Genomic DNA, 18,351 nt, shown 5'->3' on the forward strand with positions numbered 1-18,351 from the left:
AAAGTATTTTTACCGCGCACACCTAACTCGCTGTAGCATTGCCAGATAATTTTTCCAAGGGACGGGAAAATACCGCCAAAAGTGGGCAACAGGGAGGGTTCCCGGACCGGAAGGGCGGCATGTCGGCGGATGGCGACATGGTCTGAACCAGGATGGAGGGGATGGGAGGATGGACCAAGATCATGAAATGAACCAGGATGGTGAAGATGGGAGGATAGACCAAGAACATGGAAAGAACCAGGATGGAAAGGATGAGAGGATGGACCAAGATCATGAAAAGGAACCAGGATGGTGAGGATGAGAGGATGGGCCAGGACCGGAAGGGACGGACCTGATGCGCCGTGATCCTGAAATATCCTCCAATCCGTTCCATCCTGGTTCAAAACCCAGATCTTGGCCCATCCTCCAATCCCTTTAATCCTGGTTCAAAAATCCTCCCTTTCCGCTTAACCTCATTCGACCCACATTCCGAAAATTCGCAACGCAAGCGACCAAACCCCCTATGCGTCCTCGGGTACGCTCCGGCCCGTTTCCCTCCTTTTTCCGGACCATTCCCGAACATGCCCCGAACGAGTCCCGAAGGAGAGCCACAAAAAAACACCTCAAAATCAATCCAAAAAAAAATGGGTGGACCGAAGTCCACCCACACCATCTATTTTACTTTACCCATTTATTGCCATCCACCACCTAAGGCTTTATAGAGAACGACCTGATTCAGCATCTTCTCTTTGTTGATTTCCACATCGGCAACTTGTGCTTCGATCAAGCCTTTTTGTGCAGTGATGATATCCAGGTAGGTAACCCGGCCTGCTATAAACAGTTCTTCCGCAGCTCCGATGGACGATTCCAACGCAGCTACCTGGTCCTTCACATGCGTCGCACGAGTAACAATGGCATCTTGAGTATTCAAGGCCAGGGATACTTCATTGACTGCATTCAGGACGGTTTTTTCATATTCCAAAAAGCTGATCCCATAGGAAGCCTTCATTTTTTCATATTCTGACCTCAATTCGCGCTGTCTGAAGATCGGCATGGTAATTCCACCAAAAAGACCGTAGGTTACAGATTTGTCCAAACTGAAAAGCTTGTCAAAGCTGAAAGACTGCAATCCCAAATACGGAGAGATCGCCACGGTGGGCAAGAATGCCAAACGGGTAGATTCCATTTCATGGAATCCTGCCTGAAGATCCATGCCCGCTTTGCGGATATCGAGACGATTGTTCAATAGCTCGTCCAGATTACCCACGGTCAGGTCTTGGAACAGGAGATTGCTGCCAATTCCATTGCTATTCCTAGCGATAGGCTGGTAGACCCTTCCCAAAAGGGAATTGATCTGATGTTCATAGGCAAGGATTTCCTGGGCTGCATGCGCACGATTAGCTTTAGATTGAGATAAGAGTGATTTGAACTGCTGCACGGCCAACTCATCGGCACGGCCTGCCTCCTTCTGTGCCTCGATAATCTCCAGCGCACGTTCATGGAGCTTAATGTTCTCTTCATAGACCTGAATCTTTTCGTCCAAGCTCATCAATTCATAATATGCAGAGGCGATGGACGAAATCAATTCCGTTTCGATCAGGCGTTTCAATTCACTTTCGGACATGAGGTTCAAGAAAGCGGCCTCTCTCCTATTTCTCAGTTTCCCCCATAGATCCAATTCCCAAGAAGAACGGACACCCACAAAATAATCAGGGATGAAAGGTTCCGGGATTTTCTCATCATCGTTGAGGTTATCCGAAAAATTGGAATCATAGTTTCCGATTCCCGATTCCGTATAATGGCCATACTTTCTCAAGCCCCCCTCCACCGCAGCATCCAAACTAGGATACAGCGCAGATTTGCGGAACTTGAAATTAGCTTGTGCCATTTCGATCCTGTGGATAGCCTGACGGACATCCAGGTTATTTATCAATGCCGAATCAATCAAGGAGATCAATTGGGCATCGGTAAATACATCGCGCCAAGCTAAGCTCCCTACAGAACTGGAATCTTTCATGACCTGATCGGCCTGTCCGGTCAAGGTCGGAGAAATATCTTTCTGTACAGTTGCTTTGGGTACCGAACAAGAGGTAATGAACAACAGTACCGCTACAGTAACCGCAGCTTGCTTGAGTTTCTTTTTCTTTTCACGTTTTGAGAAAAGAACGACCAAACCAGGAATAACGATTACCCCGATAATGGTACCGATAACCATACCTCCTACTGCAGCAGAACCAATGGTTCTGTTACCGATTGCACCGGCCCCATTGGCCAGCATCAACGGGATCAAACCTGCAGCAAATGCAAAGGATGTCATTAAGATTGGGCGTAAACGCGCAACCGCACCTTCAATGGAAGCCGTCAGTACATCCATACCTTGCTTCCGTTTCAGGTTGGCATATTCCACGATCAGGATCGCATTCTTACCCAATAGACCGATCAACATGACCAGTGACACCTGTGCATAGATATTGTTTTCCAGACCAAAAACCTTAAGGAACAGGAAGGCTCCGAACAATCCGGCAGGAAGACATAACAATACAGGCATAGGCAACAAGAAGCTTTCATATTGAGCCGCCAACAATAGGTACACAAACACCAAACATAATAAGAAGATGTAAGCCGCTTGGTTACCTGAAATTTTCTGCTCACGCGTCATCCCTGACCATTCGATGGCATAACCCTGCGGAAGTTCTGCAGAAATGCGTTCTACGGCTTCGATAGCTTGACCGGAACTGAAGCCCGGTGCTGCCTGACCGGTGATCATGGCTGAGGTAAACATATTATAACGTGTAATCTGCTCCGGACCATAAACCCTTTCCATTGTCATAAAGGATGAGTAAGGAACCATTTCACCTTCTTCGGTCTTTACATATAGGTTCAATACATCCTCTGGACGTTGTCTAGCAAAGGCATCGGATTGTACCATTACCTTATACATCTGTCCATAGCGGATAAAGTTGGTCGCATATAAACTACCTAACAATGTTTGCAAGGTGTTCATTGAATTTTCTACCGATATTCCCTTTTTGGCAGCCTGATCATAATCAATCTTCAGCATATATTGTGGGAAGTTCACATCAAAGGTCGTTGAAGCACTTTCGATCACCTCATCTTGCTCCAATTTACTGATGAACTCATTTACGACTTCGTTGGTCTGATTCAGGTCTTCATTACCGGACCTATCCAATAACCTCAGTTCGAAACCCGAGGAGTTACCGAAACCTGGAACGGTTGGTGGCGGGAAGAATTCGATTTCTGCATCGGCGATATGGGCAGTTTTCTCACGAAGGATCTTCATTACATCATCTACCGATTCATTTCTTTCATCCCAGGCCTTCAGGTTGATCATACCCATACCATAGGAAGCACCGGAAACTTCAGTAACGATACTATATCCAGCGAGGATGGAAACCGTTTCCACCATTTCCAATTCTCTAGAGATCTTATCGACTTCATTGAGTACCGCTTCGGTACGGTCAACCGTTGCTCCTGGTGGCGTAGTTACTGCCACATAGATCATACCTTGATCTTCGGTAGGAATAAATCCGGAAGGGAGGATTGCTGCGGAACCCCAAGTTGCGATGAACATAATAACTAACCCTAATAAAGTGATTATGCGACGACCTGCAATCTTGGAAAGCAACCCTTTGTACCCTCCGGAAATTCTGTTATATACATTATTGAATCCTTTAAAGAAACGATCCAACCAGTTATTGCTTGGTTTTTTATCATGCGGGGAACGCAGGATAATGGCACAGAGTGCCGGAGTAAGTGTCAAAGCATTGATACCTGAGATGACAATCGCTGCTGCCAAGGTCAGGGAGAACTGCCTATAGAAGATCCCGACAGGACCGGACAGGAAGGCGACGGGAACGAATACCGCTGACATTACCAAAGTAATAGCGATAACCGCTGAACCCACTTCGTCCATTGCCGCCAATGTTGCTTCCATTGGAGAAAGGTGTTCCTCCTCCATCTTGGCATAGACGGCCTCGACGACGACAATACCGTTGTCGACGACAATACCAATGGCGAGCACGAGTGCGAACAAGGTCAATAGGTTGATGGAGAATCCCATCATCTGCATAAAGAACAAGGACCCGATCAAACATACAGGAACGGCCAAGATTGGGATAATGGTAGCCCGGAAATCTTGAAGGAAAATAAACACCACCAAGAAAACGAGTATAAAGGCCTCCACTAAGGTGATCAATACACTGGAAATCGAGGCATTCAAGAAACGAGATACATCATAGCCCATGGTATAGGTCATTCCCGGCGGGAAAGTGGCATCTTTTAATTCCGCCATACGATCCTTTACCCGTTGGATAACCTCTTGAGCATTCGAACCTGGCAACTGCTTGATCATAATGGATGCAGAAGGCCTACCATCTGTTTTGGATACCATTTCATAATCCAGGGAACCAAATTCCACATCGGCGATATCCTTGATACGGATAATCGAACCATCTACGTTGGCACGGATCGGGATATTTTCATATTCGCTGATTTCGGTGAACTTACCGGGATAGCGCAATACGTATTGCTGCATATTGACGGTTTTATCCGAACTGATACCGGTCTGACCCGGAGCAGCTTCAATATTCTGCCTGCGTAATGCCGCAACTAATTCTTCTGTTGAAATGGAATATGCGGAAAGACGATCGGGTTTTACCCAAATACGCATGGCGTAATCCTTCATACCCATGATCTGGGCGAAGCCCACACCTTCGATACGTTTCAATTCCTTCAGGATATTGATATCCGTAAAGTTATAGATAAAACGTTCGTCAGCAGTCTCATCATCAGTATACAGGTTCAGGTACATCAGCATACTGTTCACTTCCTTTTCGGTGGTCACCCCGGCCTTGATTACCTCCTCAGGTAATTCATCGAGCACGGTGGTCACCCTGTTCTGGACGTTTACGGCAGCGATATCTGGGTCAGTACCTACTTCAAAGAAGACTTGGATCAAGGTATTACCATTGTTTGTGGATACCGAAGACATATAGGTCATCCCTGCCACCCCATTGATTGCCTTTTCCAGCGGAATGGCTACCGCATTGGTACTTACTTCGGCATTTGCACCGGTATAGTTAGCCGTTACAACTACTGATGGCGGAACGATATCAGGGAATTGGGTAATGGGCAAGGTAAACAATGCCAATAGACCCAAAAGGGTAATAAAGATCGAGATGACCAGCGATAGCACTGGCCTCTTAATAAATTTTTCAAACATTAAATCTCGCTCCCTTCTTAGTTTTTAACCATTTTTGGTTGAATTACCATTCCATCACGTAGCGATTGTACGCCTTCATACACTACTTTAGCATCAGCTGGCAAACCATTTTCTACGACATAGTAATGTCCAACACGACGTCCGTTTTGGAAAGGGGTCATCTTAACGGTATCCCCTTTTAGGGTATATACATATGCTTTGTCCTGGATTTCGAAAACAGATTTCTGATGCACCAAAAGTAGGTCACCAGTCTGTACGGGTACACCTATCCTACCGGTAGCACCATGTTTCAATAGTCCATCTGGATTTTTGAATTTCGCACGCAGGGAAATAGATCCAGTACTGGCCTCGAATTCACTTTCTACGATTTCAGCAGTTCCTGTATTCGGATAGGTAGCACCATTGGCCAAGATCAACTGAACTTCTTTCTTGAAATTATTTCTATTAAAGGTAGAGTCAGATGCGATCCCTAGGTATTCCTGTTCAGAGATATCAAAGTACACGTTCATATTAGCCATATCAGAGATAGTGGTCAATAGTGATCCTTCTTCCAACAAAGAACCCTCTTTCAATTGGATCCTATCGATACGGCCATCAAAAGGTGCACGGATCTGCGTATTGGACAATTTCGTCCTTGCTTGGTTCAAAACGGCTTCTGCTTCCCCAACTTTAGCATTGGCAGCACGTAATTGAACTTTCAATAGATCATATTCGGTTGAGCTGACGATGTTTTTCTGAACCAGTTTCTGGGTCCTTTCCATTTCCAGCTCTACTTTTTTCACTTCAGCTTCCGCACTGCTGACTGCTGCCTGAGCTTGTGCCAAGTCAGCTTTGTATTCATCCGCTACCAAAGAGAACAGGACCTGTCCTTTTTTCACGAATGCTCCCTCATCAACAAAGATCCTATCAAGGAATCCTACCAAACGGGAGCGTAATTCCACATTACGTTGGGATTGGATGTCTGCGATGTACTCTTTGTACACAACAGTATCCAGTTGAACTAAATTAGATACGGGAACGACTTTAGGTGCATTAGCAGTTGTCTTTTCGTTACTGTTAGCAGTACAAGATGCAACTAATAATGCGCAACCTACTACGGATAGTAGCATGCGTTGTTTTTTCATAGCAATAATAAAATATGGGTATTAAAATAAAATAGAATACAATAGATGTTGGTTGCTATGCAGATGGCATAACAATCCCTATACTTTCAAAATGGAAAGCATATAAAAAATGGAAATTAGAAAGGACGGTATCTATACAAGAACTGGTAATAGCCAGGGAGGCATAGTGTCTTGGACAGATAGAACGGATGTTTTAAGGTTGATTTGACCCTGTAAAGTCTGGAAATTAACCAGTTAAAGATGAATACGAGAGGAATTAATCCTAGGAACAGGGAAAGAATACGGTAATCATCGAAGATGATTTCAGGAAGGGCCTCGGAATTCACAGGATGTGTCAGGTTGAGCACCTCTTCCAATACGACTTCAACTAAGGTTTCGTTGGCTACCACATTGGTGGAACCAAAAAGGTCGATAGACTTTACCTCCAAGCATAGAACATTGAGGTAACCGAATAGCGCCAAGAAATGCAATAGTCGAAACATACGCCACAAAGATAAGCAAGGCGTTAAGCAAAAAGGTATTAGTAATGTAAAAAAACTGTGATTTTATTTTTTTGGAGCAGCTTTTTCCGGTTCTGTTTCCGGGTTGTTGGGTTCATCGTCAAACAAGATTCTTACGGATGGAGTATAAGTATCCTCATGCTGTCCGTTTTTGCTGGCCCAAAAGAAAGCTCCCAAAAAGAACAGTGCAATCAATACACTACAACCGATTAAGAAAAATATGATGTTCATAGTACAAAGTTAAATTAATTTTCTGCGTTTTGCATATCCCCTAGTCATCAAACTGGTGAATGAAATAATAGTAACGGTACTGATAGGCATTAAGATCGCAGCGAATAAGGGCGACATGGTTCCCTGAACGGCAAAACTAATACCGATTACATTATATAATAAGGAAATGATAAATGACATCTTGATGACCTTGACGGCGTCTTTACTGAAATCAAAGAATTTCGGCAGTTTATGGAATGCCTCACCATCCAAGATGGCATCGCAGCCTGGCGAGAAATTATTGATATCGTCCGAAACGGCAATACCCAGGTCCGCTTTCCTCAATGCTCCGGCATCATTCAATCCATCGCCCAACATGCAGACTTTTTTCCCTTGCTGTTGCCATTCGGAAATTTTTTCCAATTTGGCGGCCGGAGTTTGGTTGAAGAGAAGTTTAGCATTGGAAGGAAATATCATGCGCAATGCGTCAGCCCTACGTTCGTTGTCACCAGAAATTAAATGCAGGTCATAATGCTCCGCCTTTAATTCATTGATGACTTCGGACAGTCCATTACGCCAAGATTGCTCTAGGGTGAAATACCCTTTCAGGGTATCATTGATCTTGACATAGACAACCGACCCTTCTAAATCGACTTTGGCGGTATTCACATAACTGGCACTACCGATCTGTATACTGTAATCTTGATATTTTCCTGATTGCCCTCTTCCGACTACCTCTTCGTACTCTTCTATATTCAACATCTGAACATCGCCCAACCATTTGATAATCTCTCTACTTAATGGATGGTTAGAATTACGACATAGGGAAGCCAAGAGATTGCGTTCCATTGGATTCAGGGTTCCTTCGAAATACATGCTGGATGCAGTAGGCGAAGAAATGGTTCCAGTTTTATCAAACACGACGGTCTCAATTGCTGCCATCTGTTCAATGGCGGCCGTATTCTTGATGTACAATTTGTTTTTATCAAAGATGCTCAATGCAGCTGAAAGCGTAAATGGCGAGCTTAAGGCCAATGCACAAGGACAGGCGATGATCAGAACGGCCGTAAAAGCACCCCAAGCTTTATCTGCATTTCCACCAACAATCCAAAACACACAGGCTGCAATGGCAATCGTGAGAAGTCCAATGGTGAAATATTTACTGATAAAACCTACAAAGGTTTCAAATTTCTTCTCATACTGTTTTAAGCTATCATTGTTCCAAAGTTTGGTCAAATAACTTTGGGACACCGCTTTGACCACTTCCAATTCGATAGCCTCTCCCATTTGTCTACCTCCAGCATAAACCACTTCTCCCAATACCTTTTCAACAGGTTTACTCTCCCCTGTCACGAAGCTGAAGTCCACGGATGCATTGCCGTTCAGCAAAATGGCATCAGCAGGAATGATTTCATTATTGCGGACCAAGATCCTGTCGCCAACTTGCAGGTCAGCGATCTGCGTAGGTTTTGCGGTTTCTTCATCCAATACGGTTACCGCAACAGGAAAGTATGAACGGTAATCGCGTTCAAAGGAAATATGGTAATAGGTTCTCTGTTGTACATATTTTCCGATCAGGATAAAGAATACCAAACTGCACAAGGTATCCATAAATCCAGGACCTGTCTGGGAAATGATCTCAAAAGCCGAACGGAAGAAGAGCACAAAGATCCCGAGCGCCAGTGGCACATCAAGGTTCAGGCGTTTTTGCTTGAGGCTCAACCAAGCTGATTTGAAATAATCGGAGGCACTATATAATAGGACTGGAAGACCGAATGCCAAGTTCATGTAGTTGAAGAAATTGGAATACTGTCTTTCAAACTCGCCCATACCGAAGTATTCCGGAAAGGAGATCATCATGGAGTTACCGAAACAGAAACCTGCCACGGTAATCTTCGCAATAAGTCCACTTTGGTTTATTTTCTTTCCTTCTTTCACGACATCCTGCAGGGTGATCTTTGGGTCGTATCCGATCTTGTGCAATAGATCGACCAGTTCACGCAAGGAAATCTCGTCCTTTTTGAAGGTGATGCTAGCTTGTTTTTTCATGAAGTCCACCTGAGAGGTCTTCACGCCTGGATTCAATTTATATAGATGTTCAAGCAGCCAGATACAGGAGCTACAATGGATAGCAGGCACATAAAACGTAATGATGGCCTGTTCATTATCCTGATAGTCTACCAGTTTGGCAATGATATTGGGTTCATCCAGATAGGAAAGGTCCTCCTTCTGTGCTTTTTGGGATTTCCCTGGATGGGTATTGTACTTATAATAGGAAGCCATGTTGTTATCATTCAAGATCTGATAAACAGTTTGGCAGCCTAGGCAACAAAAGCGATGGTCTTCTAGTATATAGGCAGAATCCTCCACCGGATCACCACAGTGATAGCAAATTGTATTTAATTGCAGTTCCCCTTTTGTTGACATAATATAAATATAAGGTTAAATAGCTTGACTGAATAAATTGTCTCTTTCTTTTGTCTTTTGCAGGCGTTCATCAAATGCCATGCAGACATTGCGGAGGAATGATTTCCCTAGTTCACTGATCTGAACGGTATCCTGATCCACACTCACCAATTCATCAGCGATCAAAGGTTGCAGGCGTTCGATGATTTTTTCATTTAGGGCAAAACCTTCTTTAAGATGAACTTTCCCACGGCACATCATATCCAGGATATATTCTCTGATGATCAGATCTTCATCATTTAGGATATGTCCTTTCACGACCGGCAAAGTGCCTTCGCCTATGAGTTTATGGTATTCCTCAACGGTTTTGACATTTTGGGCGAATGCTGTCCAGGCATCACTGATGGAGGAAACACCTAAACCGATCAACAATGGCGTATAGCGATCTGCATATCCCATGAAGTTACGGTGCAGGGTTCCATCTAGGGAAGCGATATAAAGGGCGTCATCCGTTTTGGCGAAGTGGTCCATACCAACATCTTTATAACCACTTTCCTGGATCATCTGTTTTCCCAGTTTATATAGATTCAATTTTTCTTCTCCCACGGGAAGGTCATGCTCAGTAAATCGGCGTTGGCCAGGTTTGATCCAAGGCACATGGGCATAGCTATAGAAGGAAATCCGGTCAGGATTTAGTTTCATGGAATGTTCGATGGTCATGCGCACGGATTCTGCAGTCTGTAAAGGCAAGCCATAAATCAAATCAAAGTTGATGGATTCGTAACCAAGACCTCTAGCATCTTTCATGACACGGTCTACATCTTCAACCGTTTGATGTCTATTGATAATAAATTGGACTTTTTCATCGAAATCTTGGATTCCCAAGCTCAATCTCTTAAATCCCAAATCGAAAAGGGTCTTTAAGTGATCGTATGTAGTATTTGCAGGATGTGCCTCGAATGAGAAAGAGGCATCTTGCGTTTTTTCGTTCCCTTCCAAGAGACCTGCGATCAAGCGGTGCAGGTTTTCAGCTGTAAAGAAGGTCGGAGTTCCTCCACCTAGGTGAATTTCTGCGATCTTAAGGCTATCTTCCTTCAAGATATCTTTGTACATCTGCCATTCTTTGAGAAGGGAGGTAATATAAGGATCTTCGACTTGGTGGTTTTTGGTAATACGGGTATTACAACCACAGTAGGTACAAAGGCTTTCGCAGAATGGCAGGTGCACATAAATGCTGATTCCCTGATCTTTGGACTTGTTAAAGTTCAAAGCCACTCTTTGGCGCCAATCGGCTTCATTAAAACGTTCGTTTTCCCAGAAAGGTACTGTTGGATAACTGGTATAGCGAGGTGCCGCTACGTTATATTTGTTGATCAGTTTGTTTAGAATCTCCGTTTCCATATCGTCTATATTTAACCTTTTTATTGCATTCCATTCTACATTGACAAGCCTCTCCCGTACAACCTCCTACCATCCATTGGGTAAGGTTCATGATGGTCTGCTTGGCAATTCCTTCAAGGGAGTTATCGAATGGAACGTTTGCAACGTGTATTTTCAATTCTCCGGCATAATCTAGGTCAATATGGTCAGTGGATCTTGAACGGGTGATAATATTTCTAATACCAATTTTATAGAGTTCAAATAACATTACTCTATCCAACACATCACGATCGGAGATGATGACAGCCTCTTTGCCTATGGCATAGTGCATGGTACTAAAATTCAACTCGTTTGATATCAAAGTCAAATCATGTACCTTACCATTTGCCTTGGCGAGGTGCTCCTTCTCAGGTCCCAAAATGTTATATGCAATCACTCTCATCCCTTAAGTAAAGTAGTTATTGTTCCAAAATTAGCGTTTAGGCCCGCAGAAACGAATGCACTGCATCATGACAGAAAGTGATATAAATCATGTTTGCACAGGAATTCACCAGAAGGATTTCGGCATAACGAAGGGATATGAACTGGGAATTTTGACTTCTAATTTCAAAATATGGATGTAAAACGGAGTCAAATCAAGGAATATTTACATAAAAAAAGCGGCCTGAAAGTAATTTCAGGCCGCTATATTAGATATATTTTCTATTAATCTTTTTTCTTGTTGTTTTTGACATCAGAAGCAAGAGAAGAGTCATCGTCCTTTTCATTCTTTGCAGAAGAAACTACGATATCTTTCTTTTCATCATCATAATCTACCAAGATAGTCTCACCGGTTTTAAGTTCACCTTTCAGGATCTCTTCGGCGATTGGATCTTCCAGATACTTTTGGATTGCGCGCTTCAATGGTCTAGCGCCAAAGTTGCTGTCATATCCTTTTTCAGCAATGTAGTTTTTGGCAGCTTCAGTCAAGTTAATTTTATGACCTAAACCTTCGATACGAGCAAATAGAGATCTCAGTTCAATATCAATGATTTTGAAGATATGGTCTTTTGTCAATGAATTAAACACGATCACATCATCGATACGGTTCAAGAACTCAGGTGCGAATGCACGTTTTAATGCAGTTTCGATTACCCCTCTTGAATGCGAGTCCGCTTGATTTTCTTTGGCAGCTGTAGTAAATCCTACCCCTTGACCAAACTCTTTCAATTGACGTGCACCGATGTTTGAAGTCATAATGATGATGGTATTTCTAAAGTCTACCTTACGACCAAGGCTATCTGTCAACTGACCCTCATCCAATACCTGTAACAACAAGTTGAATACATCAGGGTGAGCTTTTTCAATCTCATCCAATAACACAACAGCATATGGCTTACGGCGAACCTTCTCTGTCAACTGACCACCTTCTTCATAACCTACGTATCCCGGAGGCGCTCCGACTAAGCGAGACACGGCGAATTTCTCCATGTACTCACTCATATCGATCTGGATCAAAGCATCTTCAGAATCAAACATGAATCGAGCTAACTCTTTTGCCAATTCAGTTTTACCAACACCTGTAGGACCTAAGAAGATAAAGGAACCGATAGGTTTCTTAGGATCTTTCAATCCTGCACGAGTACGTTGGATGGCTTTCACCAATTTCTGTACGGCATCGTCTTGACCAATGATCCTACCTTTCATGGATTCACCCATGTTCAATAGTTTTTGGCTATCCGATTGGCTAACACGTTGCACTGGGATACCAGTCATCATCGACACCACTTCAGCTACATTATCTTCCGTAACTGTATAGCGTTTTGTTTTGGTTTCTGCTTCCCAAGCTGCTTTTTCTTTCTCTAATTCTTCGATCAATTTCTTTTCAGTATCACGAAGTTTGGCTGCTTCTTCATATTTCTGACTGCGGACAACCTTGTTTTTCTCCACTTTAACTTCCTCGATTTTCTCTTCGATATCGATGATGGATTGAGGAACATGGATATTGTTCAAGTGAACGCGTGATCCCGACTCGTCTAAAGCATCAATAGCTTTATCTGGCAAGAATCTATCCGTGATATATCTTGTGGTCAAGGACACACAGGCGTCAATAGCTTCAGGAGTATAAGTAACATTGTGGTGTTCCTCATATTTATCTTTGATACGGTTCAAGATTTCGATCGTATCGTCGATAGAAGTAGGTTCAACGGTCACTTTTTGGAAACGACGGTCCAAAGCTCCATCTTTCTCAATATACTGGCGGTATTCATCCAGTGTAGTAGCACCGATACATTGGATCTCTCCACGTGCCAAGGCAGGTTTGAACATATTTGAGGCGTCCAAAGAACCAGAAGCACCACCTGCACCAACAATGGTATGGATCTCGTCGATAAACAAGATTACATCAGGCGATTTTTCCAACTCATTCATGACCGCTTTCATACGTTCTTCAAACTGACCTCTGTATTTGGTACCTGCTACTAGCGATGCTAAGTCTAAGGTCACTACACGTTTGTTGAAGAGTACTCTAGATACTTTCCTTTGGATGATACGCAGTGCTAGGCCTTCAGCGATAGCTGATTTACCGACACCAGGTTCACCGATCAGGATAGGGTTGTTTTTCTTTCTACGGGAAAGAATCTGCGAAACCCTTTCAATTTCTTTCTCACGGCCTACGATAGGATCCAATTTACCTTCTTCTGCGGCTTTCGTCAGGTCGCGTCCGAAGTTGTCTAGAACAGGGGTTTTAGACTTGATATCAGATACTTTTTTAGGTGAAGAGAACTGTGAATCTTCATCAGCGTATTCTTCGTCGCCTCCAGGAGGCGTACTGGAAGCTTCATCAGTGATGCCGGTGGCATTCTGTTCGACTTCGGTTTTGAATACGTTATATGAAACATTGAATTGCTGTAAGATCTGTGATGCGATGTTTTCTTCATCACGTAATATAGCTAACAGGAGATGTTCAGTCCCGATGATATCACTCTTAAAAATTTTAGCTTCCAAATAAGTAATCTTCAAGACCTTTTCGGCTTGTTTAGTTAGCGGCATATTACTAATTGGAGAGCGTGAAACGGAAGAACCTTTCACAGCATCCTCCACTGATTGGCGGACTGCGCCCATGTCAACTCCGATATTCTTCAATATCTTAATTGCCACTCCATCGCCCTCACGTATTAATCCTAGCAATAGATGTTCGGTACCGATATAATCGTGACGTAAGCGAAGAGCCTCCTCACGACTATATGATATAACATCTTTAACTCGGGGTGAAAATTTTGCTTCCATTAAATTCCTTTCTCAATTAAATTCGGGTGATCAACAGTATAAATGTACTAAAAATACAAATCACACCCATTTGTTATAAATATTTTTTATCAACAATTGCGCCACCAAGCGAAAACTATCAATTTGTCAGTAATTACATTATCTTTGTGTAAAAACATAAAAGAAAATTTCAAAGCACCTATGTCTGACGAAAAAATTATCTTCTCAATGGCTGGGGTAAACAAAATTTATCCCCCATCCAAACAAGTACTTAAGAACATTTACCTTTCTTTCTTCTATGGAGCGAAAATCGGTGTAATTGGTTTAAATGGTTCCGGTAAATCTTCCTTATTGAAGATCATTGCGGGACTGGACAAATCCTACCAAGGTGAGGTGGTATTCTCACCAGGTTATTCTGTGGGTTATTTGGCTCAGGAGCCTGAATTGGACCCTACAAAGACCGTTAAAGAGATTGTAGAAGAAGGAGTTGCCGAGACTGCTTCGATCTTAAAAGAATACGAGGAAATCAATGAGAAATTCGGTCTTCCGGAAGTTTATGAGAATCCTGATGAGATGGATAAACTTTTGGCTAGACAAGGTGAGTTACAAGATATTATAGACGCCACAAATGCATGGGAATTGGACAGCAAATTGGAGCGCGCCATGGATGCCTTGCGTTGTCCAGAGCCTGACGCTTTAATTGCCAATTTGTCAGGAGGAGAGCGAAGAAGGGTGGCCATGTGCAGACTATTATTACAAGAACCTGACGTTTTATTATTAGATGAGCCAACCAACCACTTGGATGCTGAGTCCATCGATTGGTTGGAGCAACACTTGCAACAATATAAAGGCACGGTTATCGCCGTAACGCACGACCGTTATTTCTTGGATAACGTAGCGGGTTGGATCTTGGAACTTGACCGCGGGGAAGGTATTCCATGGAAAGGAAACTATTCTTCTTGGTTGGATCAAAAGGCTAAACGTTTAGCCCAAGAGGAGAAAACCGAAAGCAAGCGTCAGAAAACATTAGAGCGTGAGTTGGAATGGGTAAGAATGGCTCCGAAAGCGAGACATGCGAAATCAAAGGCCCGTTTGCATAATTATGAGAAATTAGCGTCTGAGGAAACGAAAGAACGAGAAGAAAAACTAGAGCTATTCATTCCACCAGGACCTCGTTTGGGTAATGTGGTCATTGAAGCCGACAAGATTAGCAAGTCTTACGGGGATAGGATTTTATTCGAAGACTTAAGCTTTTCATTACCTCCGGCAGGGATCGTGGGTATCATTGGCCCAAACGGTGCGGGTAAGACTACTTTATTCCGTTTGATCACTGGTCAAGAACAACCTGATACCGGTACATTTAAGGTCGGTGAAACCGTTTCGTTGGGATATGTTGACCAGATGCACGATGACCTAGACCCTAATAAAACCGTGTGGGAAAATATCACCGGTGGAAATGAAAACATTATGTTGGGTAACAAGTCGATGAACTCTAGGGCTTATGTATCCAAATTCAATTTCAACGGTGCTGACCAGCAGAAGAAAGTTGGTGTTTTATCAGGTGGGGAGCGAAATCGAGTACATTTAGCCATTACCTTGAAAAAAGGTTCTAACGTATTGTTACTGGATGAGCCTACTAACGATATCGACGTAAATACCTTACGTGCATTGGAAGAAGGTCTTGAGAACTTTGGAGGATGTGCCGTAATTATCTCGCACGACCGTTGGTTCCTGAACAGGATCTGTACCCATATCTTAGCATTTGAAGGAGATTCGCAGGTTTATTTCTTTGAAGGTAACTATACAGAATACGAGGAGAACCGTAAGAAACGTTTAGGCGATATTGGTCCGAAACGAATCAAATACAAAAAATTAGTAAAATAAAAACGTGTTGGAATCAGCTAGGCTATTAGAGGCGATCATCGAAAATGCCATTGATGGCATCATTACGATCGATAATCACGGAATTGTAGAGAGCATCAACCCTGCGGCCCTGGAGCTGTTTGGGTATAGAGCTGAGGAGGTCGTGGGCAGAAATATTTCGGTATTGATGCCTGAACCTGACCGTTCTAACCATGACCGTTACATTGCCAATTATGAAGAAACTGGCAAAAAACGAATTATCGGAATTGGGCGCGAAGTAAGAGGTCTGAAAAAAGATGGTTCCACCTTCCCTTTTCGCCTAGCTGTCAGCGAAGTGTTCTATAAAGACCGTAAAATTTTTACGGGCTTTATCCACGATCTGACCAAGGAGAAACAGGCTCAAAATGAGTTGAAGAAACATACCCAAGAGCTGGAGCTAAAAGTGAGGGAAAGGACAAAGGACCTGATCAAACTGGTTTCAGAGCTTGAAAGAGCAAAAGCTGATGTCAGTGTCTCTTTGGAAAAGGAAAAGGAATTGAGTCAGTTGAAATCCAGGTTTGTCTCCATGGCTTCGCATGAATTCAGGACTCCCCTGAGTTCTGTCCAACTTTCAGCATCGCTGATCGATCGCTATGTAGAGAAGCAGGAATATGGCCCAATTGAGAAGCATACAAACCGAATCAAAGGTTCTGTTCAGCTATTGAACACGATATTAAATGACTTCCTGAACCTTGAAAAACTAGAGGCAGGAGTTGTCATCGTAAATAAATCGCATACCAACATTGTACACCTCGGTGAGGAGATTGCCGAGGAGATGCAGTTGATCTGTAAGAAAAACCAACATATTTTATATCAGCATACCGGTGAGGAATCTGACTTTGTCATTGACCCCAATCTTTTGAAGAACAGTATCATCAACTTGGTTTCAAATGCCATTAAATATTCAGGTGAAGACACTTTTATTGAGTTCAACACCCAGATTGGCAGAAACCAGCTTTTGGTCACGGTGAAAGATAATGGGATCGGTATTCCGCTGGAAGAACAAAAGAGTCTATTTGAACCTTTCTTCCGTGCCAATAACACGGGCAGCATTCCAGGAACTGGATTGGGTTTGAATATTGTGAAACGATATGTTGAATTGATGGGAGGACGTTTGGAATATTGGTCGGAAGTAAATCAAGGAGCAATTTTTAAGATGTTTTTTATCCAAGAATAATGGAAAAGAGGAAAATATTAATAATAGAAGACAATAGTGACATTCGCGAAAGCACAGCGGAAATATTGGAATTAACCGGAGAGTATTCCGTATTGGTAGCTGAAGAAGGTAAAACTGGAGTAGATATGGCCATTAAACATAAGCCAGATCTCATTCTTTGTGATATCATGATGCCTGAACTGGATGGATATGGGGTTTTGTATATGTTGAGCAAACATGAAAACACACAACAGATCCCATTTATTTTCCTTACTGCCAAAACTGAAAAAGCAGACTTGCGCAAAGCCATGGAAATGGGGGCAGATGATTATCTGACCAAGCCTTTTGATGATATGGAATTGCTCAATGCTATTGAAAGTCGTTTCAAAAAAAGGGCACAATTGCAATCTAAGGCTGCTCCAAATATGGATAGCTTGAGGCTTGACGAACAGGAACAGGCTTATCTATTGCAAGATCTTGCTGACCATGGAAGGATCAAGAATATCAAAAAGAAACAAACCATTTACGAAGCTGGTGATACACCAGTTTATGTATATTATATTAAAAAGGGGAAAGTCCGCAGCTTCTTAAACTATAAGGACGGCAGGGAACTCTCCACCAACATCTACGTAGAAAATCAATTCTTCGGCTTAGAATCTGTACTATTGAACGATAAGTATGGTGATAATTCAGCGACGTTGGAAGACGCGGAAATTGCCTTGATCCATAAGGATAATTTCTTTGAGCTCTTGTACAAAAAGCCAGGAATTGCCTCCAAGCTGATCAAGGTCCTATCGCAGAACATTCGTGAAAAAGAAGAACAGATGTTGGGTTTTGCCTACGATTCTGTTCGAAAGCGCGTGGCCAATGCTTTGGTGAATGTTGCAGAGAAATCAGACAATGAATCGGATGAAGTCACCATCAAGATTTCCAGGGATGATCTTGCTGCTTTAGCTGGTACAGCAAATGAGACCATCAGTAGGATGCTGGCTGATTTTAAGGACGAAAAGTTATTGACTAAGGAAGGGAATGCCATCAAAATATTTTCGGTTAACCGACTGAAAAACATCAAACAATAAGGGTTTTCATTTTTCTTAATTGAAAAAATTCAAAAAGTGGTCATGTTTTTGCTTCATTCTTTAAACTTTCTTACGATTTATCTGTCTGAATAAGAAAGAAGAATGAAATTATTTACAAAATAACTTT

Annotated in this window: 12 protein-coding genes; 4 read left to right on the forward strand and 8 right to left on the reverse strand. The window is 42.7% G+C overall.

Annotated features, from left to right (window positions below; translation table 11 throughout):
* The first annotated feature begins 169 nt into the window (after window positions 1-169).
* Window positions 170-295: a hypothetical protein gene (locus tag RT138_RS07480; RefSeq protein ID WP_313190171.1), complete on the forward strand. Its 126-nt coding sequence runs from the start codon at window positions 170-172 to the stop codon at window positions 293-295.
* Between the two features lie 375 nt (window positions 296-670).
* Here the strand turns inward: RT138_RS07480 and RT138_RS07485 are convergent, their stop codons facing one another.
* The 8 genes from RT138_RS07485 to RT138_RS07520 all read right to left on the reverse strand — a co-directional run bounded on the left by RT138_RS07485 (window position 671) and on the right by RT138_RS07520 (window position 14,108).
* Window positions 671-5,221: an efflux RND transporter permease subunit gene (locus RT138_RS07485; protein WP_313190172.1), complete on the reverse strand. Its 4,551-nt coding sequence runs from the start codon at window positions 5,219-5,221 to the stop codon at window positions 671-673.
* A 17-nt stretch (window positions 5,222-5,238) separates the two neighbouring features.
* Window positions 5,239-6,345: an efflux RND transporter periplasmic adaptor subunit gene (locus RT138_RS07490; RefSeq protein ID WP_313190173.1), complete on the reverse strand. Its 1,107-nt coding sequence runs from the start codon at window positions 6,343-6,345 to the stop codon at window positions 5,239-5,241.
* A gap of 116 nt (window positions 6,346-6,461) precedes the next feature.
* Complete coding sequence (locus RT138_RS07495) at window positions 6,462-6,827, reverse strand: hypothetical protein (RefSeq protein WP_313190174.1); 366 nt, start codon at window positions 6,825-6,827, stop codon at window positions 6,462-6,464.
* A gap of 63 nt (window positions 6,828-6,890) precedes the next feature.
* Window positions 6,891-7,076: a cbb3-type cytochrome oxidase assembly protein CcoS gene (gene ccoS, locus RT138_RS07500; protein ID WP_313190175.1), complete on the reverse strand. Its 186-nt coding sequence runs from the start codon at window positions 7,074-7,076 to the stop codon at window positions 6,891-6,893.
* Between the two features lie 9 nt (window positions 7,077-7,085).
* Window positions 7,086-9,482, reverse strand: a complete 2,397-nt coding sequence (locus RT138_RS07505; RefSeq protein ID WP_313190176.1) for a heavy metal translocating P-type ATPase — start codon at window positions 9,480-9,482, stop codon at window positions 7,086-7,088.
* A 15-nt stretch (window positions 9,483-9,497) separates the two neighbouring features.
* The gene (hemN, locus tag RT138_RS07510; protein WP_313190177.1) at window positions 9,498-10,862 is read right to left on the reverse strand and encodes an oxygen-independent coproporphyrinogen III oxidase; all 1,365 of its coding nucleotides are present in this window, start codon (window positions 10,860-10,862) and stop codon (window positions 9,498-9,500) included.
* The gene (locus RT138_RS07515; protein WP_185210395.1) at window positions 10,822-11,283 is read right to left on the reverse strand and encodes a lactate dehydrogenase; all 462 of its coding nucleotides are present in this window, start codon (window positions 11,281-11,283) and stop codon (window positions 10,822-10,824) included. Before RT138_RS07515 ends, hemN begins: the two co-directional genes overlap by 41 nt.
* 263 nt (window positions 11,284-11,546) lie before the next feature.
* Window positions 11,547-14,108: an ATP-dependent Clp protease ATP-binding subunit gene (locus RT138_RS07520; protein ID WP_185210396.1), complete on the reverse strand. Its 2,562-nt coding sequence runs from the start codon at window positions 14,106-14,108 to the stop codon at window positions 11,547-11,549.
* A 180-nt stretch (window positions 14,109-14,288) separates the two neighbouring features.
* Between RT138_RS07520 and ettA the strand changes: the two genes are divergently transcribed.
* The 3 genes from ettA to RT138_RS07535 are packed head-to-tail and all read left to right on the forward strand — an operon-like array spanning window position 14,289 to window position 18,224.
* Window positions 14,289-15,971 (forward strand): energy-dependent translational throttle protein EttA, encoded by a 1,683-nt coding sequence (gene ettA / locus RT138_RS07525; RefSeq protein ID WP_313190178.1) that lies wholly within the window; start codon window positions 14,289-14,291, stop codon window positions 15,969-15,971.
* Between the two features lie 7 nt (window positions 15,972-15,978).
* Window positions 15,979-17,166 (forward strand): PAS domain-containing sensor histidine kinase, encoded by a 1,188-nt coding sequence (locus RT138_RS07530; protein WP_313190479.1) that lies wholly within the window; start codon window positions 15,979-15,981, stop codon window positions 17,164-17,166.
* On the forward strand, window positions 17,166-18,224 hold the full coding sequence (locus tag RT138_RS07535; RefSeq protein ID WP_313190179.1) for a response regulator: 1,059 nt from the start codon (window positions 17,166-17,168) through the stop codon (window positions 18,222-18,224). Before RT138_RS07530 ends, RT138_RS07535 begins: the two co-directional genes overlap by 1 nt.
* Window positions 18,225-18,351: the final 127 nt, after the last annotated feature.

The organism is Sphingobacterium sp. (assembly GCF_032065005.1).
Lineage (GTDB): Bacteria > Bacteroidota > Bacteroidia > Sphingobacteriales > Sphingobacteriaceae > Sphingobacterium.